The 25,184-nt window shown below is 33.7% G+C and carries 21 protein-coding genes; all 21 read left to right on the plus strand.

Features of this window, described 5'->3' with window-relative positions; translation table 11 throughout:
- Positions 1-45 precede the first annotated feature (45 nt).
- The 21 genes from sppA (at position 46) to ACF3NF_RS04735 (ending at position 25,102) form a co-directional block, all read left to right on the plus strand.
- Positions 46-1,035 (plus strand): signal peptide peptidase SppA, encoded by a 990-nt coding sequence (gene sppA, locus ACF3NF_RS04635; protein ID WP_394022381.1) that lies wholly within the window; start codon positions 46-48, stop codon positions 1,033-1,035.
- Positions 1,028-1,510, plus strand: coding sequence for an RDD family protein (locus tag ACF3NF_RS04640; protein WP_394022382.1), 483 nt, complete (start codon positions 1,028-1,030; stop codon positions 1,508-1,510). The genes sppA and ACF3NF_RS04640 overlap by 8 nt, the downstream gene beginning before the upstream one ends.
- A 177-nt stretch (positions 1,511-1,687) precedes the next feature.
- Positions 1,688-4,216: a ribonucleoside-diphosphate reductase subunit alpha gene (locus ACF3NF_RS04645; protein WP_394022383.1), complete on the plus strand. Its 2,529-nt coding sequence runs from the start codon at positions 1,688-1,690 to the stop codon at positions 4,214-4,216.
- Between the two features lie 72 nt (positions 4,217-4,288).
- Positions 4,289-4,549, plus strand: coding sequence for a type II toxin-antitoxin system RelB/DinJ family antitoxin (locus ACF3NF_RS04650; RefSeq protein ID WP_394022384.1), 261 nt, complete (start codon positions 4,289-4,291; stop codon positions 4,547-4,549).
- A gap of 1 nt (position 4,550) precedes the next feature.
- Entirely contained in the window at positions 4,551-4,811 is a 261-nt protein-coding gene (locus tag ACF3NF_RS04655; RefSeq protein WP_394022385.1) for a Txe/YoeB family addiction module toxin, read from the plus strand.
- A 13-nt stretch (positions 4,812-4,824) separates the two neighbouring features.
- On the plus strand, positions 4,825-5,883 hold the full coding sequence (locus tag ACF3NF_RS04660; protein ID WP_394022386.1) for a ribonucleotide-diphosphate reductase subunit beta: 1,059 nt from the start codon (positions 4,825-4,827) through the stop codon (positions 5,881-5,883).
- A gap of 156 nt (positions 5,884-6,039) precedes the next feature.
- Positions 6,040-6,624, plus strand: a complete 585-nt coding sequence (locus ACF3NF_RS04665) for a TetR/AcrR family transcriptional regulator (RefSeq protein ID WP_394022387.1) — start codon at positions 6,040-6,042, stop codon at positions 6,622-6,624.
- 11 nt (positions 6,625-6,635) lie between these two features.
- Positions 6,636-8,690, plus strand: a complete 2,055-nt coding sequence (locus tag ACF3NF_RS04670) for an efflux RND transporter permease subunit (protein ID WP_394022388.1) — start codon at positions 6,636-6,638, stop codon at positions 8,688-8,690.
- Positions 8,691-8,699: 9 nt separating this feature from the next.
- Positions 8,700-11,009 carry a coiled-coil domain-containing protein gene (locus ACF3NF_RS04675; RefSeq protein WP_394022389.1) on the plus strand — a complete coding sequence of 770 codons (2,310 nt, stop codon included), beginning with the start codon at positions 8,700-8,702 and terminating at the stop codon, positions 11,007-11,009.
- 231 nt (positions 11,010-11,240) lie between these two features.
- Positions 11,241-11,564 carry an ATPase V gene (locus ACF3NF_RS04680; RefSeq protein ID WP_262121240.1) on the plus strand — a complete coding sequence of 108 codons (324 nt, stop codon included), beginning with the start codon at positions 11,241-11,243 and terminating at the stop codon, positions 11,562-11,564.
- Complete coding sequence (locus ACF3NF_RS04685) at positions 11,551-13,485, plus strand: V-type ATP synthase subunit I (protein ID WP_394022390.1); 1,935 nt, start codon at positions 11,551-11,553, stop codon at positions 13,483-13,485. The genes ACF3NF_RS04680 and ACF3NF_RS04685 overlap by 14 nt, the downstream gene beginning before the upstream one ends.
- Positions 13,485-13,958 (plus strand): V-type ATP synthase subunit K, encoded by a 474-nt coding sequence (locus tag ACF3NF_RS04690; RefSeq protein ID WP_262121243.1) that lies wholly within the window; start codon positions 13,485-13,487, stop codon positions 13,956-13,958. The genes ACF3NF_RS04685 and ACF3NF_RS04690 overlap by 1 nt, the downstream gene beginning before the upstream one ends.
- Before the next feature lie 15 nt (positions 13,959-13,973).
- A complete protein-coding gene (locus ACF3NF_RS04695; protein ID WP_394022391.1) occupies positions 13,974-14,525 on the plus strand; it encodes a V-type ATP synthase subunit E in 552 nt (183 codons plus the stop codon).
- 9 nt (positions 14,526-14,534) lie between these two features.
- Complete coding sequence (locus ACF3NF_RS04700) at positions 14,535-15,596, plus strand: V-type ATPase subunit (protein ID WP_394022392.1); 1,062 nt, start codon at positions 14,535-14,537, stop codon at positions 15,594-15,596.
- On the plus strand, positions 15,589-15,900 hold the full coding sequence (locus ACF3NF_RS04705; protein WP_262121249.1) for a V-type ATP synthase subunit F: 312 nt from the start codon (positions 15,589-15,591) through the stop codon (positions 15,898-15,900). Before ACF3NF_RS04700 ends, ACF3NF_RS04705 begins: the two co-directional genes overlap by 8 nt.
- A gap of 11 nt (positions 15,901-15,911) precedes the next feature.
- A complete protein-coding gene (locus ACF3NF_RS04710) occupies positions 15,912-17,669 on the plus strand; it encodes a V-type ATP synthase subunit A (RefSeq protein WP_262121251.1) in 1,758 nt (585 codons plus the stop codon).
- Positions 17,669-19,036: a V-type ATP synthase subunit B gene (locus ACF3NF_RS04715; protein WP_295883771.1), complete on the plus strand. Its 1,368-nt coding sequence runs from the start codon at positions 17,669-17,671 to the stop codon at positions 19,034-19,036. Before ACF3NF_RS04710 ends, ACF3NF_RS04715 begins: the two co-directional genes overlap by 1 nt.
- Before the next feature lie 9 nt (positions 19,037-19,045).
- Complete coding sequence (locus ACF3NF_RS04720; RefSeq protein WP_394022393.1) at positions 19,046-19,774, plus strand: V-type ATP synthase subunit D; 729 nt, start codon at positions 19,046-19,048, stop codon at positions 19,772-19,774.
- A 297-nt stretch (positions 19,775-20,071) separates the two neighbouring features.
- The gene (locus ACF3NF_RS04725; RefSeq protein ID WP_394022394.1) at positions 20,072-21,676 is read left to right on the plus strand and encodes a Na+/H+ antiporter NhaC family protein; all 1,605 of its coding nucleotides are present in this window, start codon (positions 20,072-20,074) and stop codon (positions 21,674-21,676) included.
- Between the two features lie 98 nt (positions 21,677-21,774).
- A complete protein-coding gene (locus ACF3NF_RS04730; RefSeq protein ID WP_394022395.1) occupies positions 21,775-23,130 on the plus strand; it encodes a hemolysin family protein in 1,356 nt (451 codons plus the stop codon).
- A gap of 250 nt (positions 23,131-23,380) precedes the next feature.
- Positions 23,381-25,102: a peptide ABC transporter substrate-binding protein gene (locus ACF3NF_RS04735; RefSeq protein WP_394022396.1), complete on the plus strand. Its 1,722-nt coding sequence runs from the start codon at positions 23,381-23,383 to the stop codon at positions 25,100-25,102.
- The last annotated feature ends 82 nt before the right edge of the window (positions 25,103-25,184 follow it).

Genomic DNA, 25,184 nt, shown 5'->3' on the forward strand with positions numbered 1-25,184 from the left:
ATAATAACAATAGTTTATAATAAATTTTTAAAAATGGGAGGAATTATGCAAACTAGTAACAAAAAAAGATGGTTAGCTGCCGGCTTGGCCCTGTTAGTATTTTTAATATCTATTTTTACTAATAGGTCAGAAAATACAAAAGAATTCAGGGACGCTAATGTGTACAGAGAGGCCCGCCAAAGACTTATGGGAGCAGAAGATGAAGTTTTATATGGAAACAATGCCCTACAAAGAATTATGGTCTTAAATGTAGATGGAATGATAGCAAAAAATGAAACAAATGATTTTATAGTAGAAAAACTAGATGAAGTCCTAGAGGATAATACAATTAAGGCTGTTATTTTACACGTAAACTCTCCAGGTGGATCAGTTTATGCCAGCGAACGCATTGCAAAAAAAGTTGAGCAAATAAAAGCAAAAGACATTCCAGTGTATTCTGTTATGCAAGAGCTAGCTGCAAGTGGTGGATACTATATATCAGCTCCATGCGATAAAATTTATGCATCAAATGAAAGCTTTACTGGATCTATCGGGGTTATTATGCAATCATATTCCCTAGAAGGTTTATTTGAAGAATATGGCATCAAAGAACAAAATGTAACTACTGGCAAAATGAAAGATGCAGGGACCTTTGGCCGTGATATGAATGCGGAAGAAAAAGAATATCTTCAAGGTCTAGTAGATAGTGCCTTTGGAAGATTTGTAAAAGTTGTAGCAGATGGCCGTGACATGAGCGAATCAGAAGTGAGAAAACTTGCCGATGGTAGGATCTATGATGGTAGCCAAGCTGTGGAAAATGGTTTAGTAGATGAAATAGGCGACCTAGATGATGCAGTAGCTGATATTACAGAAAAATATAAATTAAATGATCCTATGGTATTTGAAAAAAATGAACTAATGAGCTCTTTTGCAAAATACCTACCAGCATTTAAATCTCTTACAAATAAACCAGAATCTGACCTACAAATCTTAAAAGAATTTATGGGAAATGAGGCTAATAAACCAATGTACCTTTACGGAGGCTACTATGAGTGAAGTCCAAGTTTTAGATAAAAGAGATATAAGAACTGACTTTTATTATGCAGGTTTTTTTATAAGGCTATTGGCGTTTGCTATTGATATGCTAGTTGCCAATGCCATTGCTAGTATTATTGAAAACCTAATAGGTGCTGATGTTAACATTTTTAACGGTATAGGAATATTTGCTATTATCAGCTGGATAATTACCCTAGCATATTTCACTCTTATGACCTATTTTAATGATGGTCAAACCTTGGGCAAAATGATTACAAATATAAGGGTAGTAGCAATTAATGGAGAAAAACTAAGCCTAGGCCAAGTTGTTTCACGTGAAACATTCGGAAGATATGTCCAAAATAAATTTGTAATTTTGTATTTAATAATTGCCTTTGCTCCAAAAAAACAATCACTTATGGATATATTATCCGACACCGTAGTTGTAAAAAATAGAGAATATGACTATTATTTGCAAACTAGAGATATTTTATAAATATATATAAATATAACTAAAAAAGTGTAAAATTTAGCCTATATTTTGTGTAAACCGCAGAATATAGGCTTTGTTAAATTTCTGTATTTCTTTTCAAAAACATACTATATATGGTATCATAATTATCAGTTGATAAGAAAATATACAAGATATAGTATTAGAAAAACAGAGGAAAATATGGAAATTATTAAAAGAGATGGAACAAGAGTTCCATTTGAAAAATCAAAAATTGAATTGGCTATTTCAAAAGCCTTCGCATCTGTGGATAGCTTGGTATCTGATGAAAAATTAGCTGAAATGAGCGAAAAAATAGCGGCCACCATCAAGGAAAAATATCCTAAAGACCACATAGTATCAGTTGAGGAAGTCCAAGACTTGGTAGAACTTACCCTAATTGACGAAAACTATTATAGGGAAGTAAAATCATTTATCCTTTACCGTGCAAAACACAATATGGACCGCAAGGTAATGACAGATTTTGAACAATATATCAATGATAAAGAAATTTTAGACATTATTTCAAAAGTCCAAAGCGAATTTGATAATCAAAGATACCCAATAGACTCTTTGTATTTCAAATTTGAATCATTTACCAAGGCAAATATGACTGATGATGAGCTTTTAAAGGCCCTAACTCGTGCAGCAAGTGAGCTTACTAGCAAGGAAACTCCTGACTGGGAAATCATTGCAGCAAGATTTTTGATGTATGAAATTGATCTTGAAATAAAGAGAAATGAAGAAAGATACGACATTGTAGACTTCAAATCAAAAATCGACTACCTAACTAATGCTGGCCTTTATGGGGCATATATCAAAGAAAATTATTCTTCAGAAGATTTTGATGAATTAGAAGCATATCTTAAAAAAGACCGCGATGATTTATTTACCTATTCTGGTTTAGATTTGGTTAAAAAGCGCTATCTAATTCGTACTTTTACAGGAGATATTATCGAAAGTGTCCAAGAAATGTTTATGGGCATTGCCATGCACTTAGCAATCCCAGAAAAAGACAGGGTTGCATTTGCAAAAAGACTTTATGATATCCTATCAACATTAAAAGCAACTATGGCGACCCCTACCATGACCAATGCTCGTAAACCATTTAACCAACTTTCATCATGCTTTATTGATACAGTTCCAGATACTTTAAAGGGAATTTACCGTTCAATAACAAATTTTGCTGAAGTTTCTAAACACGGCGGCGGCATGGGTTTATATTTTGGAAAAGTCCGTGCAAATGGATCTGATATTCGTGGTTTTGAAGGAGTTGCAGGTGGAGTTATCCGCTGGATAAGACTTGCAAATGATACTGCAGTTGCAGTTGACCAATTAGGTGTTCGCCAAGGAGCAGTTGCTTGTTACTTAGATATTTGGCACAAAGATATGCCTGAATTTTTGGGACTTAAAACAAACAATGGGGATGACAGAATGAAAGCCCACGATATTTTCCCTGGGGTTTGCTTCCCTGATTACTTCTGGGAATTAAGTCGTGATGATATAAATGCAACCTGGTATATGTTTGACCCACACGAAATTGAAAAAAAATATGGCAAATCCCTTGAGGATACCTATGGAGATGAGTGGAAAGAATTTTATTTAAAACTTGTGGAAGATAAAGAAATATCAAGAAGAACTATGCCAGTAAAAGAAATGGTGCGTTTACTAATCAAATCCTGGACAGAAACAGGAACACCATTTGTCTTTAACAGAGATGCAGTAAATAAATTTAATCCAAACAAACACAAGGGTATTATTTACTCATCAAACCTATGTACAGAAATTGCCCAAAATATGAGCCCATCAGAAACAGTTTCTACAGAAATTGTGGATGAAAATGGCGACACAATCATAGTTAACAAAACAAAACCAGGTGACTTTGTAGAATGTAATCTAGCAAGCTTAACACTGGGGAAATTTGATGTAACCGACCAAGCAGTTCTAGAAGAAACTGTTAGAACAGTAGTAAGAGCCCTAGATAATGTAATTGATTTAAATTACTACCCAACCCCATATGCAGAGGTTACAAACAAGAAATACCGAGCAATTGGTCTTGGAACAAGTGGTTACCATCATATGTTAGTTAAAAATGACATCAAATGGACAAATCGCGAAGCCCACGCAGAATTTGTAGACAAGGTTTATGAAGATATAAACTACTATGCAATCCTAGAATCAATGGAAATTGCCAAAGAAAAAGGATCATACAAAGAGTTTGAAGGAAGCGACTGGCAAACAGGCGAATATTTTGATCTAAGAGATTACAATAGCGACCGCTGGGTAGAATTAAAAAATCAAGCAGCTAAAAACGGTCTAAGAAATGGTTATCTAATGGCAATCGCTCCAACAGGGTCTACATCAATTATCTCAGGAACATCAGCAGGAGTTGACCCAATTATGAGTAGATACTTCCTAGAAGAGAAAAAAGGAGCCATAGTACCAAGAGTAGCTCCAGGACTAACTACAAAAACCTTCTGGATTTACGAAAATGCCCACGACATTGATCAAAATATCTCAATGGAAATGGCAGGAGTAAGACAAAGACACATAGACCAAGCCCAATCAATAAATATCTACATCACCAACGAATATACCATGCGCCAAATATTAAATGTATATATTAAAGCATGGGAAGCAGGAGTAAAGAGTATCTACTATGTAAGAGGTAAGAGCCTTGAGGTAGAAGATTGTGATTCTTGTGCAAGTTAGATGAGAAATAAATCTCCTTTGATAATACGCATATACGTTGTATAGTATTTGTATATAAAAAGGAGATTAATTATGACCCAATCACAAATAAACGTAAGAGTTGATTCTAGTACAAAAAAGGATGCTGAAAGGATATGCTCAGAAATAGGTATATCTTTATCATCAGCGATTAATATATATTTAAAAAAAATAGTTAGAGAAAACAAAATTCCTTTTGAATTGGAAGCAGATCCTTTTTATAGTCCAAAAAATCTTAAAAAGATTGAAAAACTAATCGAAGACTATGAAAAAGGTAAAGTAGAAATTGTAAACCATGAACTAATAGAGGAGTGATTTGAGAAACATCGAGTGGACTCTGCCTGCGTGGGAGGAATACCTTTCTTGGCAGAAGAAAAATAAAAATAATTTCAAAAAGATAAACAAACTTATCAAAATAACTGTTAGAACACCGCTTGATGGTCTGGGAAAACCTGAACCTTTAAAGTCTAACTATTCAGGTTATTGGAGCAGAAGAATTGACCAGGAACACAGAATTGTTTATAAAGTTTTTGATGAAAAAATAGTTATTATATCTTGCAAAGGGCACTATGAGTAAAAAGGAGCAGACAATGGAAAATAGCAAAAAAAGAGAAGTTGAAAAACGTGGTATTTTTAATGAAGATGGAGACCTTGATCTTGCTAAGAGAAAAATTATCCAAGGTAATACAACCAACCTAAATGATTTTAACAACTTAAAATACACTTGGACCAGTGATTGGTACCGCCAAGCTATGAATAACTTCTGGATACCAGAAGAAATTAACCTAAACCAAGACATAAAAGATTATAGAAATCTTGATGAGCACGAAAAATTTGCCTTTGATAGGATAATTTCATTTTTAACATATCTTGACTCAATCCAAACTGCAAATCTCCCAAATTTGCAAACCTATGTTACAGCAAATGAAATCAACCTTTGCTTATCAATTCAAACCTACCAAGAGTCCATCCACTCTCAATCATATTCATACATCCTAGATACAATTTGTTCACCAGAAGAGCGTACAAACATCCTTTATATGTGGAAGGATGATGAACATTTACTTCACAGAAACGAATATATAGGCGAACAATACAATGATTTCTTAGAAAAAGATGATGAATTCAACTTTATGAAGGCCTTAATTGCAAATTACATTCTAGAAGGTATTTACTTTTACTCAGGATTTTCATTTTTCTATAACCTAGGACGTAACGGAAAAATGCCAGGAACTGTCCAAGAGATTAGATACATTAACCGTGATGAAAATACTCATTTATGGTTATTTAGGTCTCTTATAAATGACCTTAAAAAAGAAAGACCAGATTTATTTACAGATGAGCATATCAAATATTACACAGAAATGCTAAAAGAAGGTGTAGAGCAAGAAATTGCTTGGGGAAAATATGCAATTGGTGATAATATAGCTGGTTTAAATGGAAAAATGATTGAAGATTACATTAAATACCTAGGAAACTTAAGAGCCAAAGGCCTAGGATTTGGCAATCTATATGAAGGCTATAATGAAGTCCCAGAATCTATGAAATGGGTTGAAGAATACGCTGACCCTAACCAAGTGAAAACAGACTTTTTCGAAGCAAAAGTAACTGCATATTCCAAATCTTCTATTATAGAAGATGATTTATAAAATTAGAACCCAGAGGGGTTCTTTTTTTGTGGCTAAAATTCAATATATTTTCTAAAATTTAAAAAATTTTTAAAAATAGTTGAACAATGTTCATTTAGGTGTAAAATATAAACTGTAACAACAAATGAACAACGTTCATTTTTTATAGGAGGTTTTATGGTATCAGATAGCTTAGTCGGAAAAAAAGAAAAAATTATGGAGGCGGCTCTTAAAGTTTTTAAGAAAAAGGGGCCTGACAAGGCTTCTGTCCGTGAAATCATGGCTGAATCAGGTTTTGGACTTGGGACTTTTTATCTTTATTACACTGATAAAAATGATTTGAAGGAAAAAATTGTCCTTGATAAGGCCATGGATATTATAATCAAGGCTGAAGAAAACTGTGAGGGTGAAGATCCAGTTGAAAGATATATTTCTTTTGTGGATTACATAATAGATTATTTAATTGCTAATCCCTTTGAACTTAATCTTTTAAGCAACAATATCACCTGGGCCCTATATACAAAAATTGAGCATGATGAAAGGCTGACAGAGGCTGATTCGACTTTACAATTTATTTTAAATAAGTACGAAAATTTATTTTCCAAATCTTACAGCCAATCTCAACAGCTATACATTTTAGCTATGACTTTTGATATTATGATGTCCACTTGTAAGAGTGCCCTTATGGAGGACTCAACTTTATCTATTGATGAAATGAAACCAGTTTTATTTGCTGTTATAAGAAAAATTTTTAATAGATAAGGAGAAATAAAATGAAAAAAATATCAAAATTTATTTCATACCATCCAAAATTAGTCTTACTTATTATGACCTTATTATTAATACCATCTTGGATTGGCTATGAAAAAACTGATGTAAACTATGATATTCTCTCCTACTTACCTGCTGACCTTGAGTCTACCCAAGGCCAAGAAATTCTAGATAAGGATTTTAAAAATGCTGCAACTGGCATGCTGATTTTAAAAGGCGATGACCATGATGCAGATCAGTTAAAAAAGCAGATTCTAGAAATTGATGGGGTAGAAGATGTTATTTCAAAATCTTCTATTGTGGGAGATACAGTACCAAATGAATTTTTACCAGATGGGATAAGAGATGCCTTTTATGCAGAAGATTCTACTCTCTTGATGGTTAAATTTAGCGAATCATCATCCTCATTTAAAACTATGGAGGCCATTGATCAGATAAAGGCAATTGAGTCTAAGGAAAAATTCTTATCAGGTATTTCATCTTTAGTAAAAGATACCAAGGACCTAATAGACCATGAAACACCTATATATGTAGCACTGGCGGTAGTTCTTGCCCTAATAGTTTTAAGTTTTACCAATGAGTCTACAATAATACCATTTTTATTTATGTTAAACATTGGTTATGCGATTCTTTATAACTTTGGTACAAATATTTTCTTAGGGGAGATTTCATATATAACAAAGGCAATTGCAGCGGTATTGCAATTAGCTGTAACAACAGATTACTCAATTTTCTTATATCATAGATATGTAGAAAAGAAACAAAAAAATGAAAACAAAAATGAGGCTATGGCTAAGGCTATTGAATCTACAGTAGCATCTATTTTTGCATCATCACTTACTACCTTTGCAGGATTTTTAGTTTTAATTTTAATGAGACTGGGTCTTGGTAAAGATATCGGTCTTGTAATGAGTAAGGGTGTACTTTTAGGATTAGTATCAACAGTAGTTGTTCTTCCTCCAATGATCTTGCTTACAGAAAAATGGGTCAATAGATTTAACCATAAGGTTTTACTGCCATCCTTTGAGAAGACTTCAAACTTTACTTTAAAATACAAAAAAACTTTATTTATTGTATTTTTAGCTCTTTTCATCCCAGCAATTTATGGGTCAACTCATACAGACCTTTACTACAACTTAGATAGGTCACTACCTCAAGATCTTGACTCCATAGTTGCCCTAAACAAAATGAAAAAAGATTATGACATGGCATCTACTCATTTTATAGTAGTAAAAGATGATTTGAGCAAGCAATCTATAAATGGCATGGTAGGAGAATTAGAAGATGTAGATGGAGTAAATAATGTCCTTAGTGTCAACTCTGCAACAGGACTTACCCTACCATCTAGTGTTTTACCAGATAAACTAAAAGATAATTTTGTAAAAAATGGCTACCAAATGCTGATGCTAAATTCTAAGTACCAAACAGCATCACCAGAAGTGAAAAATCAAATAAATCAGATAAATAAGATTATAAAAGACCACGATCCAGATGGATATTTGACAGGAGAAGCAGTTCTTACTGATGACCTAACAGAAATATCTGACCGTGATTTTAAAATGGTAAATATTGCATCCATTGCAGTTGTATTTTTAATTATAGCTATAGTATTTAAATCTTTTGCCCTACCAATCGTACTAATTGCGGCAATAGAGCTAGCTATACTTATAAATATGGGGCTACCATTTTATATGGGCCAAACCATACCATTTATCACATCAATAATAATCGGTGTAGTTCAACTAGGATCTACTATCGACTACTCTATTCTAATGACAGATAGGTTTTTATTCGAATACAAGAAAAACAAGGATAAAAACAAGGCTTTAAAAATAGCAACAAAAGAGACAGCAAAATCAATTGTTACATCAGCCCTTGCGTTTTTTGCAGCAACTATTGGTGTAGGTATGTATTCAAAAATGGAGATAGTATCTACCATATGTATATTTTTGGCAAGAGGAGCAATAATTTCCATGCTAGTAATTATTATCTTCCTACCTGCAATAATTAGTGTAACATTCCCATTCATAAAGAAAACAACAAAAGGATTAAACTAGGAGGGAAATATGAATAAAAAATTTGTAAAAGTTCTTGCAGCAGTAACTGTAAGCTCAGTTTTAGGAGCAAATGTATCATATGCAGCTACAGAGCCTGTAAGAAAAAGCGAAACCATTTATGTAACCAAAGAAGACAATAAAATTGTTGATCAAACAGCATCTATTTGGTTAAATGCTGATGAAAATATAAAAACAAAAGATAAAACAAACTTAAAAGAAATTAAAAATCTAGAAACAGACGAAACAATCGAGTCAAGCAACGGATATATTGATTGGAAAACAGAAGAAAAAGATCTCTACTATCAAGGAAAAACAAACGGAGAACTTCCAATAGATATGACTGTAAAATATTTTCTAGATGGAAAGCAAGTAAAAGCAAGTGAACTAGAAGGAAAATCTGGACACTTAAAAATAGTAGCAGAAGCTACAAACAAAAAATCAACATCAGCAAAAATTAATGACGAAGAAACAAATATCTTCTCCCCATACGCAGTAGCCACAGCAATGATTTTTGATGGAGACAAGGTTTCAAATATCACAAGTGATAGCGGAAAAATTGTAAAAGACGGTAAAAACCAAGTTGTAACTGGACTTTTGACACCAGGATTAAAAGAAAACTTTGCTGATGTTCTTGATGCTGACAAGCTTGATAAATTCAAAGACAAAATCGAAGTAGAGATGGATGTCACTGACTACAAACAAAGTGAAATTTATACCCTAATTACAAATGAATTTTTCCAAGAAGAGACAAATTTAGCTTCCTTAGATGATTTAAACGAAGGTATCGATAAGCTAGAGGACAATATGAATAAACTTGTAGATGCTTCTGACGAACTAGCAAATGGTGGCAAACAAATTAACGATGGAATTAGCCAATTAAATGCTGGTGCAGGCAAATTATCAGACGGATCTGCAAAAATTTTGGCAAACTTTGAAAAACTTGGAGATGCCTTTGCAGATTTACCAGGCAAAGTTTCAGTAATGACCAATGCGGTAAATCAACTTAGCGATGGATCAAATAATTTAAATGCTGGTATCAATAAATACACAGCAGGTGTTAGCCAAGTAAATCAAAATATGCCAGCCCTAAATCAAGGTGCAAAAGAATTACAAAACGGTGCAACAGAACTAGATAATGGCCTTGCCCAATTAAACCAAGCAACAAGCCAATTAAAAGAAAAAACTGCTATGAGTTCAAAAGCGGGAGATCAAAAGGCAGCTTCACTTACAGATTCCCTAGGACAATTGCAAAAAGGACTTGATGACTTTGGAAAAAACATAAATCCACTTGCAAATAGTGTGGATGAATTAAACGGTGGCCTTACAAAACTTTCTGATGCATCAGCTACTATAAATTCAAGTATTGCAAATTTAAGTGAAACAGCTAATGGAATAAATGTAGAAGCAAGTCTTGAAAATATTTACGCCCAAGCAAATACAATTGATAGTGTAATTGCAAATCTAGAAGCAAGTAACGAAGATGGGTCTTTAAGCGGGCAAATTGAAAATCTAGCTGCAGTTAGAAATAATCTTTATGCTGAGGCAGAAAATTTAAAAACAAGCAGCCAAGTAAGTGCTGGACTAAAAGCAGGACTTAATCAGTTAAACCAAGCATCTTTTGAACTAACAGCAGGCATAAATCAAGCAAATGCAGGATCAAAAGAACTAGCTACAAAATTATCAGCTTCAAAAGAAGAATTAGCAAAAGCTTCAACTAGCCTATCTAATGGTGTAGAAAAAATTAGCAAAGGATTTTCAGAATCAAACCTTGCAAAACTTCAAGAATCCATTGCAATGCTAGATGAAGCCACAAGCAAGATTAAAGCTGGATCAAGCAAGCTAAAAGAAGGAAGTATCCAAAATACAGCAGGTGTTGAAAAACTATCAGGCGCTATCAATGAACTTGACCAAAACTCTGCACAATTAGCTAATGGTTCACAAAAACTTTCAAATGGCTTAGAAGAATTTAAAACAAAATCCCAATCATTAAATCAACTAGCAAATATAAATGAAACAGCAATTAATCCACTAGCAGATGCACTTAGACAACTAAATACAGGATTAAATGAACTTAACCAATCAACAGGCAAATTAAAAGAAGGAAGTGACAAATACGAAGCTGGCTACCATGAATTTGCCCAAGGATTAAAAGATTATAAATCTCAAGGCATCGATGAATTGTCAAACAAAACAGGCGATGTTCAAAAAGTAAGTGATATCCTAGATCAAATGTCAAAACTTGCCAAAGAAAATAATTCTATTTCTGGAAGCACAGATGATTTTGAAACAAGATCAAGAATTATAGAAAAAATCAAATAGAAAATAGAATGAGTGGACCTAGGATAATTTATTTTGGGTTCACTTAAATTTTATAAAATTTATTTAATTGTTTTTTATATTGGGTATTTAAAAAATATGTATGGAAAATACAAGAAACCATTTTCAAATATACTATAAAGTCCCAAGAAAATTTGATAAAATTTTAATTAGTACTATTTTCTGGGCTTATTTTATGGTATAATTTAATTAATGTTATCTAGGGGGTGAAAAATGGCAGATGATATTTTACTAAAAATCAAAGAGGCTGAAGAAACTGCTTCAAAAAGTGTCAGTGATGCAAAAATAAAATCACAAGACATCTTATCAGAAGCAAAATCACAAGCTGAAAGTGAGTATAAGAGAATAATCTCTGATGCAAACCAAAAAGCAAACAGTCTCATTGATGAAGCAAATCGCAAGGCTCAAAGCAGTAAAGAACCTATCTTGCAAAAGGCACGCGAGGCTTCAAATAATATTTTAAACACCGATAACAATAATGTAAAAACTATTATCGATGCTTTGACAGAAAGGATTGTAAGAGATGGCAATAGTTAAAATGGATAAGTTTAACTTGCTAAGTTTTGACTCTGATAGACAAAGTCTTCTTAACAGCTTACAAGCTTTTAACTATGTACATTTTAACGATTTGGTAAAAGAAAATGACGAAAATTATATAAGTGAAGTTCGTGAAACTCAAAGACTTGCTGAAATAGATGAGTCACTTAATAAGGTAAATTATGCTATAGATGTCATAAAAGACTACACCAAAGATTTACCAGAAGAACTTAATGATAAGGTAAGTGACTTATCCCTTGAAGAAGTCAACAGACGCGGATCAAACTTCACTTTTGATTTAATTTATGAGAAATTAAGAAATCTTGTTACCAAGCGTGAAAAACTTGTACAAAATAGGGATAGCCTAAATCAAAAACAAAGCGAATTATCTCCATGGCAAGACATAGATGTCAACATGGATAAGCTTTATAGGTCTGATAGGTTTTTTATGGAAACTGGAACTATCTCAAGCAGATTTTATGAAGATTTGCAAAAGGCTCTAGTAGAAAGAAATCTAGATGGAACCTTGGTTTATAAGCTAAGCGAAAGAGATGGCAATTATTATGTTGTAGCCCTTTCAACCAACAAAGAAGCGGAAAATTTCTCTGAGATACTTAGAGAATTTGGATTTAGCAGAGTAAAAATTGCTGCAGATAGTGAGGTTAATAATTACTTAACCGACCTTAGTGGGCAAGAAGATCAGATAAATAAGGAAATTCAAGCAGTAGACAATGAAATAATTGACTTTAAAAAATACTTGGAAGACTTATATATCTACCAAGCCTACATCATAAATTGCAGAAAAAAAGAAGCTTCAAGTGAAAACTTCCTAAAAACTCGTCAAATGAATATCATAGAAGGCTATGTGCCAAGTGATAAAAGTGAAGAATTTAAGGCAGATTTAAATCAAATTTTGGGAGAAAAATACATCCTTGATGTAATTCCAGCCCAAAAAGATGACCCAAATGTTCCAATCATTCTAAAAAACAATAAATTAGTAGAACCTTACGAAAATGTTGTTGAAACTTATGCCCTACCAAAATATAGCGAACTAGATCCAACAGGTATTATTGCTCCATTTTATACAATCTTTACAGGATTTATGATTGGGGACTTAGGTTATGGACTTCTTGGAGTTATTGCAATATTACTTGCCTTAAAACTAAAAGATTTTCCAAAATCAACTCAAAAAACCTTAAAACTTTTCCTAGGCATTTCCTTATCAGCATGTGTGTTTGGATTTATCTTTGGATCAGTATTTGGAGGTATCATCGATGTACCATTTGGCTGGATAGATACAACAACAGATATTAACCAATTGATACTAATCAGTTTGATAATAGGTGGATTTAGTTTATTCTTTGCTCTTGGAGTAAAAGGATATATGGCAATTCGAGATGGACACTTTGATGGAGTAATCTTTGATGTACTTAGCTGGTATATGGCAGTAGGTGGGGCAATTGCTCTAGTTATCACCAAAAACCCAATTGCTAAATACATTATGATTGCAGGAATGGTAATGATACTATTATTTGCAGGACGTGCTATAAAATCATGGCCTGGAAGGATTGCAAGCGGTGCTTATGAACTATATGGAATCACATCCTGGATTGGAGATTTCGTATCATTCTTAAGACTTATGGCCCTTGTACTTTCAGGTGGATTCGTAGCTTATTCTGTAAACTTAATTGTAAAAATGATGGCAGGAAGTGGCATAGGCGGACTAATAGGTGGAATCATCATATTTATTGTTTTCCAATTATTTAATATGTTCCTATCATACTTATCAGCATATGTACACTCACTAAGGTTAATTTATGTAGAAATGTTTAATAAATTCTACGAAGGTGGCGGAATTAAGTTCCGCGAGATGGTTGAAGATACAAATTTTGTAAATATCATTAGAAGAGGAGAAAAATAATGAGTGAATTTTTTATTAATAACGGTGGAACAGCTTTAGCAGTTTTAGCAGCTGCAATTGCAACATTACTAGCTGGTATGGGATCAGCAAAAGGTGTAGGTATGGCAGGGGAAGCTACAGCAGCTCTAACAGTAGATCAACCAGAAAAATTTGGTAAAGCACTTATCCTACAACTACTTCCAGGTACACAAGGACTTTATGGATTCGTAATCGGATTCTTTATCCTACAACAAATCACAGGTGGGGATCAAATTACATTTGAAAAAGGACTTTACCTACTAATGGCAGCTCTTCCAGTAGCAATCGTTGGTTACGCATCAGCTAACAGACAAGCTAGAGTAGCTATTGCCGGTGTAAACATCCTTGCTAAAAACGAAGATGAATTCGTAAAAGGTGTTGTTTACTCAGTAATGGTTGAGTTATACGCAATCTTAGGCTTTGTAATCTCTCTACTACTAGTACTAAACGCATAATATTAGGAAAAGATTATGAATAATCTTGAAGTAATATTAGAATCAATAATTAGCGAAGGAAATACTGAAAGTCAAAATATAATAAACGATGCTACAGATAAAGCCAACAGAATAGTTAGCGAGAGAAAAACTGAAGCAGAAAAAAAGGCACAAGAAATAATTGAAAGTGCAAAAAAAGAAGCCGCAACAATCGAAAAAAACGAAGCGGTATCAACAGAAAGACAATCACGTGATATAGAAATCAATGCAAAAAATAAAGTAATCGATGGAGTAGTAGAAAAACTTCTAGAAAACTTAAAAAATCTAGACCAAAACTCATACAAAGCCTACATTGAAAACACTTTAAAAAGAGCAAATATCACAAATGGCGAGATTTTACTAGCAGAAAACTTCAAAAATGCTATTAAAGACAATGAATTTAATGGTCTAAAAGTAGCTGATGAAACAGTAGAAGATGGTTTTGTAGTAAGATCAGGCAAAATCGAATACGACAACAGATTTTCTTCCATATTAAAATACAATATTGATGATATAAGAAAAGAAATTTCAGATGAAATCTTTAAATAAGGAGGGTTTATGAATAGAGATAACTATATAGGTGGATCTATCTCAACTAGAATACGCGAAAATAACCTCCTTACTAGCAATGACCTAGAAAGATTAAACGATTATAATTCAGTAGAAGATGTGCTAAATGCCTTAAGCGACTCATCATATAGGGATGCCATTCAAAATTTAAATCGTCCTGAAGAATACGAAAAAATCTTAGATGAGGAACTTAAAAATTCCTATGAACTCATAGAAAATACAGCAAGTGATGACAACATTCTCCAATACTTTAGAGAACGATATAATTTTCACAACCTAAAAGTATTAGTTAGAGAAATTGCCCAAGATGAGTCTTACGCAAATTTATATAATGACATAGGAAATATAGATTTAGCTTACATCAAAAGACACTTATCAAGCGATAATATCGAAGTTGGATTTTTAGAGAGTCTTGAAATCGAAGGCTATGAGCCATTTAATAAGTCAGTAAATGAAAATGACACTTATGTTGAATATGGTAAAAAAGCCCTAGCAAAATTTAGACAAACCAACAATCCAAAAGACATAGACATCACTCTAGATAAGGCATATTACGAAAAACTTTTAATAGATGCTAAGGAAATAGACCTAGAAGAGCTTACAAAATATACAAAAGAACGTATTGATCTAATCAATATCAAAACTCTTTTGCGTATCAAAGCCCAAGGAAATGAAGCAAGTAACTTAGATGAGGCTTTAATCGATGGCGGATATATTGAGCCAGAAAGATTAGTAGAACTTGCCCCAGCAGATATAAATCATATTGTGGTCAAGCTTTCAAATGAAAATATCAACAAGTATCTAGTTAGAGCTTTGGATGATGATAAAACACTAGACCAAAACCTACTAGATCTTGAAAAAGCAATTGATGACCACCAAATGGATTATTCACGACTTGCAAAATCTATGACCTATGGCCCTGAAGTTTTGATGAATTATATAATCTCCAAAGAAGCTGAGATTAAAAACCTAAGGATCATTCTAGTATCAAAACTAAATTCATTACCAAAAGAATTTACATTAGAAAGGTTGCGTGAAACTTATGCATAGAGTAGCAGTAATCGGGGATAAGGACAGTGTTCTTGCCTTTAAGGCACTCGGTGTAGAAGTATATACAGTTATAGATGGCGAAGAAGCAGCAAATACTATAAATAGCCTTGCCAAAGAAGATGTTGGCGTAATATTTATAACAGAAAAATTTGCCCAAGAAATCCCATCTACAATTGATAAATATAGAGATCAAATGACTCCAGCTATCATTCTAATCCCTGGTAATAAGGGATCAATGGGTATAGGCCTTGCTGACATTAATAAATCAGTAGAAAAGGCTGTTGGAGCCAACATTCTAAATTAAAGGAGCTTAATTTGAAAGAAGGTAAAATTACTAAAGTATCAGGACCATTGATAGAAGCTAGCGGCTTATCTGATGCTAACATCTATGACGTGGTTGAGGTATCAAAAGATAAGCTCATCGGCGAAATAATTGAGATGAGAGGAGATGTTGCAAGTATTCAGGTTTATGAAGAAACAACAGGTATTGGACCTGGAGACCCAGTAGTTTCTACAGGCCACCCTCTATCAGTTGAACTTGGACCTGGTATGCTTCGTCACATGTATGACGGTATCCAAAGACCTCTAGAAAAACTTGAAGACCTTGCAGGATCATTTTTAACTAGAGGAGTTACAGCACCACCACTAAATCGTGAAACAAAATGGGAATTTGTCCCAACAAAAAATGTAGGCGATGAAGTAGTGGCAGGTGATGTCCTTGGTACAGTTGAAGAAACACTTGTACTTACCCACAAAATCATGGTTCCATACGGAATCAGCGGTAGACTTAAAGATATAAAATCTGGTGAATATACAGTAGATAGCACAATAGCTGTTATTGAAACTGAAAATGGCGATAAAGAAATAAATATGATTCAAGAATGGCCAGTAAGACAAGCGCGTCCATCAAGAAGAAAACTTGATCCAAACGAACCACTTGTTACAGGCCAAAGAGTAATCGATACATTCTTCCCAGTTGCAAAAGGTGGTACATCTGCAATCCCAGGACCATTTGGATCTGGTAAAACAGTAGTACAACACCAAATTGCAAAATTTGCCGATGCAGACATGGTAGTTTATGTAGGTTGTGGTGAACGTGGTAACGAAATGACTGACGTACTTAACGAATTCCCAGAACTTATCGACCCAAAAACAGGTGAATCTATCATGGAGCGTACAATTCTTATAGCAAATACATCAAACATGCCAGTAGCAGCTCGTGAGGCAAGTATTTATACAGGAATTACCCTTGGAGAATACTTCCGTGATATGGGTTATAATGTAGCTATGATGGCTGACTCAACAAGCCGTTGGGCGGAGGCCCTTCGTGAAATGTCTGGACGTCTAGAAGAGATGCCAGGGGATGAAGGTTTCCCAGCATATCTTGCATCTAGAATTGCAGATTTTTATGAAAGAAGTGGTAAAGTTGAAGTTTTAGGAAATAGAGATGAAGTAGGATCACTAACAGTAATCGGTGCTGTATCTCCTCCAGGTGGGGACCTTTCAGAACCAGTTACCCAAGCTACATTACGTATTGTAAAAGTATTCTGGGGACTAGATTACGACCTATCCTACCAACGTCACTTCCCAGCTATCAACTGGTTAAACTCATATTCCCTATACCAAGATAAAATGGATAGATATATTGATAATAACTTTGATGAAAGCTTCTCAACTATGAGAAAACGTGCCATGAGTCTATTACAACAAGAATCTTCACTAGTAGAAGTTGTAAGACTAGTTGGTCGTGATGCCCTAAGTGATGATGATAAATTAAAATTAAATGTAACAAAATCTATCAGAGAAGACTACCTACAACAAAACGCCTTCCATGATGTAGATACTTATTGTTCACTAAAAAAACAAAATATCATGCTTGATTTAATTCTTTATAACTACGATAGATCTCTAGAAGCTCTAGCAAATGGTATTGAGCTTGAAAAACTAGAAAATCTTCCAGTTCATGAGAAAATCACAAGAGCAAAATTCGTTCACGAAGATGAAATAGGCAAACTAACAGACATCAAAAATGAAATTGACCAAGAAATTGGCCAATTAACAAGGGAGGCATAATGTTAAAAGAATATAAAACAGTAACCGAAGTTGTTGGGCCTCTAATGCTTGTTGAAGGTGTTGAAGGTGTAAGCTTCGATGAACTAGTAGATATAGAAATGCAAACTGGCGAACGCCGCCGTGGTCGTGTTATAGAAATCGAAGAAGGCCGTGCCATGGTCCAACTTTTCGAAGGATCAACAGGTATCAACCTTGAATCAACATCTGTAAGATTTTTAGGCCGTCCACTAGAACTTGGGGTTTCTGAAGATATGGTTGGCCGTGCATTTAACGGACTTGGCGAACCAATCGATGATGGCCCAGCTATAATTCCAGAAGAAAAACGTGATGTAAACGGAACTGCAATAAACCCAGTAAGCCGTGACTACCCATCAGAATTTATCCAAACAGGTATTTCTACAATTGACGGACTAAATACCCTTGTACGTGGACAAAAACTTCCTATTTTCTCAGGAAATGGTCTGCCACACAACCAAGTAGCAGCACAAATTGCCCGTCAAGCTCGTGTATTAAACGATGATGAAGGATTTGCGGTAGTATTTGCAGCTATCGGTATTACCTTTGAAGAAGCACAATTTTTCCTAGAAGACTTTAGAAAAACTGGGGCCCTTGACCGTTCAGTATTATTTATGAACCTTGCAGATGACCCAGCAATCGAACGTCTATCTACACCAAAAATGGCTTTAACTTGTGCAGAATACCTAGCATATGAAAAAGACATGCAAGTACTTGTAATCATGACAGATATGACTAACTACGCAGAAGCCCTACGTGAAGTATCAGCTGCTCGTAAGGAAGTACCAGGTCGTCGTGGTTACCCAGGATACCTATATACAGACCTTTCTACAATTTATGAAAGAGCTGGTAAACTTCGTGGCAAACCAGGAACTATTACACAAATTCCTATCCTTTCAATGCCAGAAGATGATATTACTCACCCAATCCCAGACCTTACAGGATACATCACAGAAGGACAAATTATCCTAAATCGTGAATTATATAACCAAGGTGTAGAACCACCAGTTTCAATATTACCATCTCTTTCTCGTCTAAAAGATAAGGGTATAGGTAAGGGCAAAACTCGTGAAGACCACGCTGGTACTATGAACCAAATTTATGCGGCATATGCATCAGGGGTTGATGCTCGTGAGCTACAAAAGATTTTAGGTGACTCAGCACTTTCAGATGCAGACCTTGCATTTGCTGAATTTGCTAAACAATTTGAAGAAAAATATATCAACCAAGGATATTACACAAATAGAACTATCGAGGAAACTTTAAATCTAGGTTGGGAATTATTAAAACTAATTCCAAAATCAGAACTTAAGAGAATTGATGATAACCTTATTGAAAAATATTTGGGTTAGGTGATAAAGATGGCAAGACTAAAAGTAACGCCAACTAGGATGAATCTTAACACCTTAAAAGATAGGCTTGGCACTAGTAAACGCGGATATAAATTATTAAAAGACAAACAAGATGAACTTATGCGTCAATTTATGATTTTAATCCGCCAAAACAAAACATTAAGAGAAGAAGTAGAAAAAGAACTATCTGATTCTTTTTCTGATTTTCTTATTGCAAGTGCCTTTATGAGCCCAGAATCAATGGAAGCAGCAGTTAGCTTTCCTACACAAAAAGTTGGTGTTGATATAGGTGTTAAAAATGTCATGAGTGTTAGGATTCCACAAATGGAATTTAAGGTAGATCAAAATGAAGATGCAAGCATGTATTCTTATGGTTATGCAGAAACATCAGCAGGACTAGACCAAGCAATTGCAGGGCTAAATGATGTTATGGAAAAACTATTAGAGCTTGCAGAACTAGAAAAAACAACCCAACTTATGGCAGATGAAATTGAATCTACACGTAGACGTGTAAATGCTCTAGAATACCGTACTATTCCAGACTTGGAAGAAACAATTAAGTATATTAGAGCAAAACTAGAAGAAAACGAAAGAGCAACTATCGCAAGACTGATGAAAGTTAAAGATATAATCTCAGATCCAGACGTGACAGATACTATTGCTGAACCAGGATTTAGAGAAAAAAAAGAAGGACTTAATCTATCAGGCGATAGCAGACCGACTTTATCTAAGGAGTAAGGATTACTTTAGTATAAAAATGTAATTTTGCTAGCTATTTTAATTAATAAATACTATCGTAGTTGCTACAGATACTAAACACATTTTCCTTAATGCAGAAAAGTTAAAAGAATTGGAAGAAGAGGACCCAGGGTCTTCTTTTTTTTTGCCTGTAATTTTAAGTTTCAAAAATAGCTGGTAAAATCACTTTTATATATGAAAAAAATAAGTATAATCTAAAACATACGTTAAAATACTTGAGTTTTATTATATAAAGTGCGTTCTTATAAATATTTAAAACTCATAGAGAGGTTTTTCATGGATAGCAAAAAATTAAAACCAGCCCTTGGGGTCGCAATTTTGTCTTTGGGGCTTTCTTTATACATTGCAGCAACAGGAAAAGCTACTGAGGCGAGTGTTTGGTCACTTTTTCCACCTTTAGTAGCTATTTTTGTGGCATTATTTACAAAAGAAGTTTTTTCATCTTTATTTTTAGGAATTGTTACAGGTGCTATTTTAGCATCAGGAGGCTCATTTGGAGTTTTTCTAGATAATCTAGTAAATCAAGGATTTATTACTGCTATTTCAGGAAGTTCAGGAATTTTTATATTTTTAGTAGTTCTTGGAATAATGGTTGTGCTTATAAATTATTCAGGGGGATCCAAGGCCTTTGGAGATTGGGCTAATTCAAGGATAAAAACTAGAAAAGGCTCACAACTTGCTACATTTTGCTTGTGTATAATGCTATTTATTGATGATTACTTTAATTGTCTAACAAGTGGATCTGTTATGAAATCTATAACTGATTCTCACAAGGTATCAAGAGCAAAACTTGCTTATATAATAGATGCAACGGCAGCTCCTGTTTGTATGATAGCACCTATTTCTTCATGGGCTGCTGCTGTATCAGGATATGCTGAAAATAGTCATATGTCAGGTATAGAGTTATTTATAAGAGCCATTCCTTTTAACTTTTATTCTCTTTTGACCTTGGTTTTTGTAATAAATATTATAGTTTTTGATAATGATTTTGGGCCAATGAAAAAATATGAACAAAGGGCTATAAATGAGGGATATTTAGGTATTAGAAAAGATACTTCTACTGTTGATTCAGATCAAAACTTACATGGATCTGTAATTGACTTAGTTTTTCCTGTATTAATTTTGATTATCTCTTGTGTTATTAGCTTAATTAATGTAGGCGGATTTTTTGATTTACAAAGTCCTTTTTATCATGATTTTGTAAATGCTTTTGCCAATACAGATTCATCAGTAGCCCTTGCCATGGGATCTATTATTGCCCTAGTAATCACTATAATATTTTTTGTGGCAAAAAAAGCCTTAACATTTGAAAAATCAATGGATGCTATTTCTGAAGGATTTTCTTCAATGGTAGCAGCTATTTTGATTTTGACCATGGCTACAAGTTTAAAAAATATATCAAACGACCTATTGGGATCGACCCAATACGTAGGTGGACTTATGGAAAATGTAGCAGGAAGTTTGAATTCATTCTTGCCAGTTGTAATTTTTATAGTTGCAATATTTCTGGCCTTTGCCACAGGAACAAGCTGGGGGACATTTGGAATTTTGATACCAATTGTAGTATCTATGTTTGAGCCAACAAATCCAATATTTTTTATAGGAATATCAGCTACTCTTTCAGGAGCAGTGTGTGGAGATCATCTATCTCCAATATCTGATACAACTATAATGTCATCTACGGGAGCAGGATGTATTCATATTGATCATGTCAAAACTCAGTTGCCATATGGTATGAGTGTTGCAGCCATATCTGCAGTAGCGTATATCATAGCAGGATTTACTCATTCTGCTATTATTTCCTTATCTTTTGGAGTGATAGTAATTTTTGTCTTGATGTATGTATTAAAATTAAAAAATAAAAAAGAGCTCAGCTTATAAAGGGAGTTGAACTCTTTTTTTGTACACAATTGCTTTGACAATAGCTAAAATAATGTATATAGTCATACTTAGATAAAGAAAGAACGGAGAGAATACGAATGGACCAAGGGCCCTATTTTAGTTTACAAAATGTAATTACAATAGCAATATTAATAATCCTAAATGCTGTAATAATTGCAATTCATACTGGACTTATTTCCCTCAATATTGAAAAGCTTAAAGAACTAGAAGAAGAGGGAGACAGTAAAGCTAAATCACTTTTAAAAATAATAAGCGATCAGGATAGGCTAAATCAATCCTTTGAAATGATAGACTTATTTTTGACCTTGCTAATAGTTACTTTTTTTGTAAGACGCATCAGAATTGCGGTAAGTGATGCTACAATATTTGGCCAAAACTTTAGCACAAACACATATATACTTCTATCACTCATATTATTTGTCACAATAAAAATAATTTTTATAGACAAAATTCCAAAAAGAATTGGAGTTAGAAATCCGATGGACCTTGCAATGAATACGATATTTGTATCTCGTATCATCCTTGCAATAACCAATCCATTTGTAAAATTCACACGATTTGTAACAAATTTATTTATGAAAATCTTTGGCATAGAGGCCAAGGGTATCGAAAAAGCAGTTACAAGCGAGCAAATCAAATCCATTGTCCAAGTAGGAGAAAACCAAGGCATCATTCGTCCTATGGAATCAAAAATGATCCACTCTATTATGGGATTTGATGACTTGATCGCTGAAGAAATAATGACGGCAAGAACTGATGTTTTTATGATAGATATAAATGATGAAGATAGAACTTGGCTAGATGAATTTACAAAGATAAAACACTCCCGAATCCCAGTTTACGAAGACGAAGTAGATAATATATTAGGAATTCTTTATACCAAGGACTACCTACTAGAAGCAACCAGGGTTGGGATAAAAAATGTCCATGTCAAAAGCCTGATAAAACCTGCCTACTACGCACCAGATAAAATTGAAACTGACAAATTATTTGCAGATATGCAGGTAAAACACATTCATATGGCAGTTTTGATTGACGAATATGGTGGATTTGCAGGAGTAGTAACAATCGATGACCTCCTCGAAGAAATCGTAGGAGATTTAGATGAAGGAGCTAATCTTTCAAGCGAATTTAGAGAAAATCGCAAGGGAGTTTATGTTGTAAAAGCTTCCATGAATATCAAAGACCTAAACGAAAAAATCCCTATCGAAATAGATGAAGATAACGAAAACTTTGATTCACTGGGCGGATTTATAATAGATAAACTAGGCTACATCCCAGAAGAAGGAGCAAACGAAACAATAATCTACAACGGCTACGAGATAAAAATCCTTTACATCGAGGATAACAGAATAAAGGCATGTAGGATTAGAAAACTAAAAGAAAATCTAAAGCCAAATGATAATGAAATTTTGATTGGTGAAGAAAATTAAAATAAAACTCTCAAAGTACTAATACTTTGAGAGTTTTTTGTTGCAAGAATATCAATAACAATTTACGTTTTGAAAAATAATACAAATTTACTTTCAAAATTCTCTACAATATGAGTAATAAAAATATAAATATAAACTTTTTTTAATAATTTCTAAAAAGCCCTTTACAAATTGATTTTTATTATGTAAAATATTATCAATTAGTTTAATAAAGCGTTAAACTGATAAATCAATAAAGGAGAGAATAATTATGAAAGAAAGAAAACTTAGTTTAAGCATGCTAATGCTAGTTATGCTTTTAGTATTTTCTGCTTGCGGCGGTGGCTCAAATGAATCAAATAGTAGCCAAACAAACTCAACAGAAAATGCCGAAAATCAAACTAATGATTACAAAAACAATGGTGGAGAAGTTTCCACAAATGAAAGTGGAGAAAAGATTTTAAGAACAAATAACAAATCTGAACCAGCTTCACTTGACCCAGCCCTAGCAAAAGGTACTCACGAATCTTGGATACTTCAACATACATTTACAGGTCTTATGGGCTATAACGAAGATGGTGAATTAGTTCCTGCTGTGGCAGAATCATACGATGAATCAGATGATGGACTTACATATACTTTCCACTTAAGAGACGATGTAAAATGGTCAAATGGAGATCCAGTTACAGCTGAGGATTTTGAATATGCTTGGAAAAGAGTAATAGACCCAGAGCTTGCATCTGATTATGCATATCAAATTTCAGATTATGTAAAAGGTGCTGAGGAATATCTAAATGGAGAAGGCTCTGTCGATGATGTTGCTATAAAAGCAATAGATGAAAAAACTCTAGAAGTAACATTAAAAAAACCAGCTCCCTATTTCCTAGGCTTAACAGCATTTTATACCTTATACCCAGTAAATAAAAACGTAGTTGAAGCTAACTCTGACTGGGCAAAAGATCCATCAAATGGCCAATATATTTCAAATGGTGCATTCAAATTAGTAAGTTGGGATCATAACCAAAAAATTTCTTTAAGAAAAAACCCAGAATGGTATAGGGCTGATGAAGTAAAACTAGATGGAATTGACTTTGATATAATCGAAGAACAAAACACACAATACACAAAATACCAAGGTGGAGAATATGACTTTATAGTAAACCCACCAACAGCAGTAGTAGACAAATTAACAAAAGAAAATGATCCAGAATTATACATCGGTGGCGATGTGGGTACTTACTATTACCAATTTAATAACAAAGAAAAACCATTTAACAATGCAAAAGTAAGAAATGCCTTATCCATGGCCATAGATAGAAAAGCAATTGTAGAAAATATTACAAAAGGTGGTCAAGTACCAGCTGAAGGCCTAGTACCTTATGGATTCTTAGATGAAAATGGAAAAGAATTTAGAGACAGAAATGGCAATTTAGTAAAAGAAGACAAAGAAGCAGCAAAATCTTTATTAGAAGAAGGTTTAGCTGAAGAAGGAATGAAACTAGAAGATTTAAATGGCACAGTTATCCTATTTAATACTGACGAAGCTCACAAAAATATAGCCCAAGCTATCCAACAAATGTGGAAACAAGCCTTTGGAGTTGATTTCCAACTTGAAAATGCAGAATTTAAGGTAGTACTCGATAGAAGAAAATCTGGAGATTACAAAATTGCAAGAGCTGGATGGATAGGTGATTACCTAGATCCAAATACAATGCTTGATATAATGATGACAGAAAATGGAAACAACGATGCATTTTACTCTAATCCTGAATTTGATAATTTAATGAAAGAAGCAGGTGAGTCATCAGATAATGAATTTAGATTTGAAAAAATGGCTGAAGCAGAAAAAATTGTAATGGAAGATATGGGTGTAACTCCAATCTACTTCTATACTCAACCATACTTACAAAAATCATATGTAACAGGCGTTTACAAAAATAATATGAATTATCCAACATTGACATTTGCAGATATAGAACAATCTAACAATTAAAACTCTACAAAAAAGTTAAAGGGCGAGTAAATTCGCCCTTTAAAATTTAAAAATATTAATTGCCTTTACATAATAGTTCTTA

This window comes from Anaerococcus martiniensis (assembly GCF_043187485.1).
GTDB lineage: Bacteria > Bacillota > Clostridia > Tissierellales > Peptoniphilaceae > Anaerococcus > Anaerococcus martiniensis.

What these genes read in the sequence shown, in the direction of transcription:
- sppA (WP_394022381.1), top strand. Translation starts at nt 46, where the DNA reads ATGCAAACTAGTAACAAAAAAAGATGGTTAGCTGCCGGCTTGGCCCTG.
- ACF3NF_RS04640 (WP_394022382.1), top strand. Translation starts at nt 1,028, where the DNA reads ATGAGTGAAGTCCAAGTTTTAGATAAAAGAGATATAAGAACTGACTTT.
- ACF3NF_RS04645 (WP_394022383.1), top strand. Translation starts at nt 1,688, where the DNA reads ATGGAAATTATTAAAAGAGATGGAACAAGAGTTCCATTTGAAAAATCA.
- ACF3NF_RS04650 (WP_394022384.1), top strand. Translation starts at nt 4,289, where the DNA reads ATGACCCAATCACAAATAAACGTAAGAGTTGATTCTAGTACAAAAAAG.
- ACF3NF_RS04660 (WP_394022386.1), top strand. Translation starts at nt 4,825, where the DNA reads ATGGAAAATAGCAAAAAAAGAGAAGTTGAAAAACGTGGTATTTTTAAT.
- ACF3NF_RS04665 (WP_394022387.1), top strand. Translation starts at nt 6,040, where the DNA reads ATGGTATCAGATAGCTTAGTCGGAAAAAAAGAAAAAATTATGGAGGCG.
- ACF3NF_RS04670 (WP_394022388.1), top strand. Translation starts at nt 6,636, where the DNA reads ATGAAAAAAATATCAAAATTTATTTCATACCATCCAAAATTAGTCTTA.
- ACF3NF_RS04675 (WP_394022389.1), top strand. Translation starts at nt 8,700, where the DNA reads ATGAATAAAAAATTTGTAAAAGTTCTTGCAGCAGTAACTGTAAGCTCA.
- ACF3NF_RS04680 (WP_262121240.1), top strand. Translation starts at nt 11,241, where the DNA reads ATGGCAGATGATATTTTACTAAAAATCAAAGAGGCTGAAGAAACTGCT.
- ACF3NF_RS04685 (WP_394022390.1), top strand. Translation starts at nt 11,551, where the DNA reads ATGGCAATAGTTAAAATGGATAAGTTTAACTTGCTAAGTTTTGACTCT.
- ACF3NF_RS04690 (WP_262121243.1), top strand. Translation starts at nt 13,485, where the DNA reads ATGAGTGAATTTTTTATTAATAACGGTGGAACAGCTTTAGCAGTTTTA.
- ACF3NF_RS04695 (WP_394022391.1), top strand. Translation starts at nt 13,974, where the DNA reads ATGAATAATCTTGAAGTAATATTAGAATCAATAATTAGCGAAGGAAAT.
- ACF3NF_RS04700 (WP_394022392.1), top strand. Translation starts at nt 14,535, where the DNA reads ATGAATAGAGATAACTATATAGGTGGATCTATCTCAACTAGAATACGC.
- ACF3NF_RS04705 (WP_262121249.1), top strand. Translation starts at nt 15,589, where the DNA reads ATGCATAGAGTAGCAGTAATCGGGGATAAGGACAGTGTTCTTGCCTTT.
- ACF3NF_RS04715 (WP_295883771.1), top strand. Translation starts at nt 17,669, where the DNA reads ATGTTAAAAGAATATAAAACAGTAACCGAAGTTGTTGGGCCTCTAATG.
- ACF3NF_RS04720 (WP_394022393.1), top strand. Translation starts at nt 19,046, where the DNA reads ATGGCAAGACTAAAAGTAACGCCAACTAGGATGAATCTTAACACCTTA.
- ACF3NF_RS04725 (WP_394022394.1), top strand. Translation starts at nt 20,072, where the DNA reads ATGGATAGCAAAAAATTAAAACCAGCCCTTGGGGTCGCAATTTTGTCT.
- ACF3NF_RS04730 (WP_394022395.1), top strand. Translation starts at nt 21,775, where the DNA reads ATGGACCAAGGGCCCTATTTTAGTTTACAAAATGTAATTACAATAGCA.
- ACF3NF_RS04735 (WP_394022396.1), top strand. Translation starts at nt 23,381, where the DNA reads ATGAAAGAAAGAAAACTTAGTTTAAGCATGCTAATGCTAGTTATGCTT.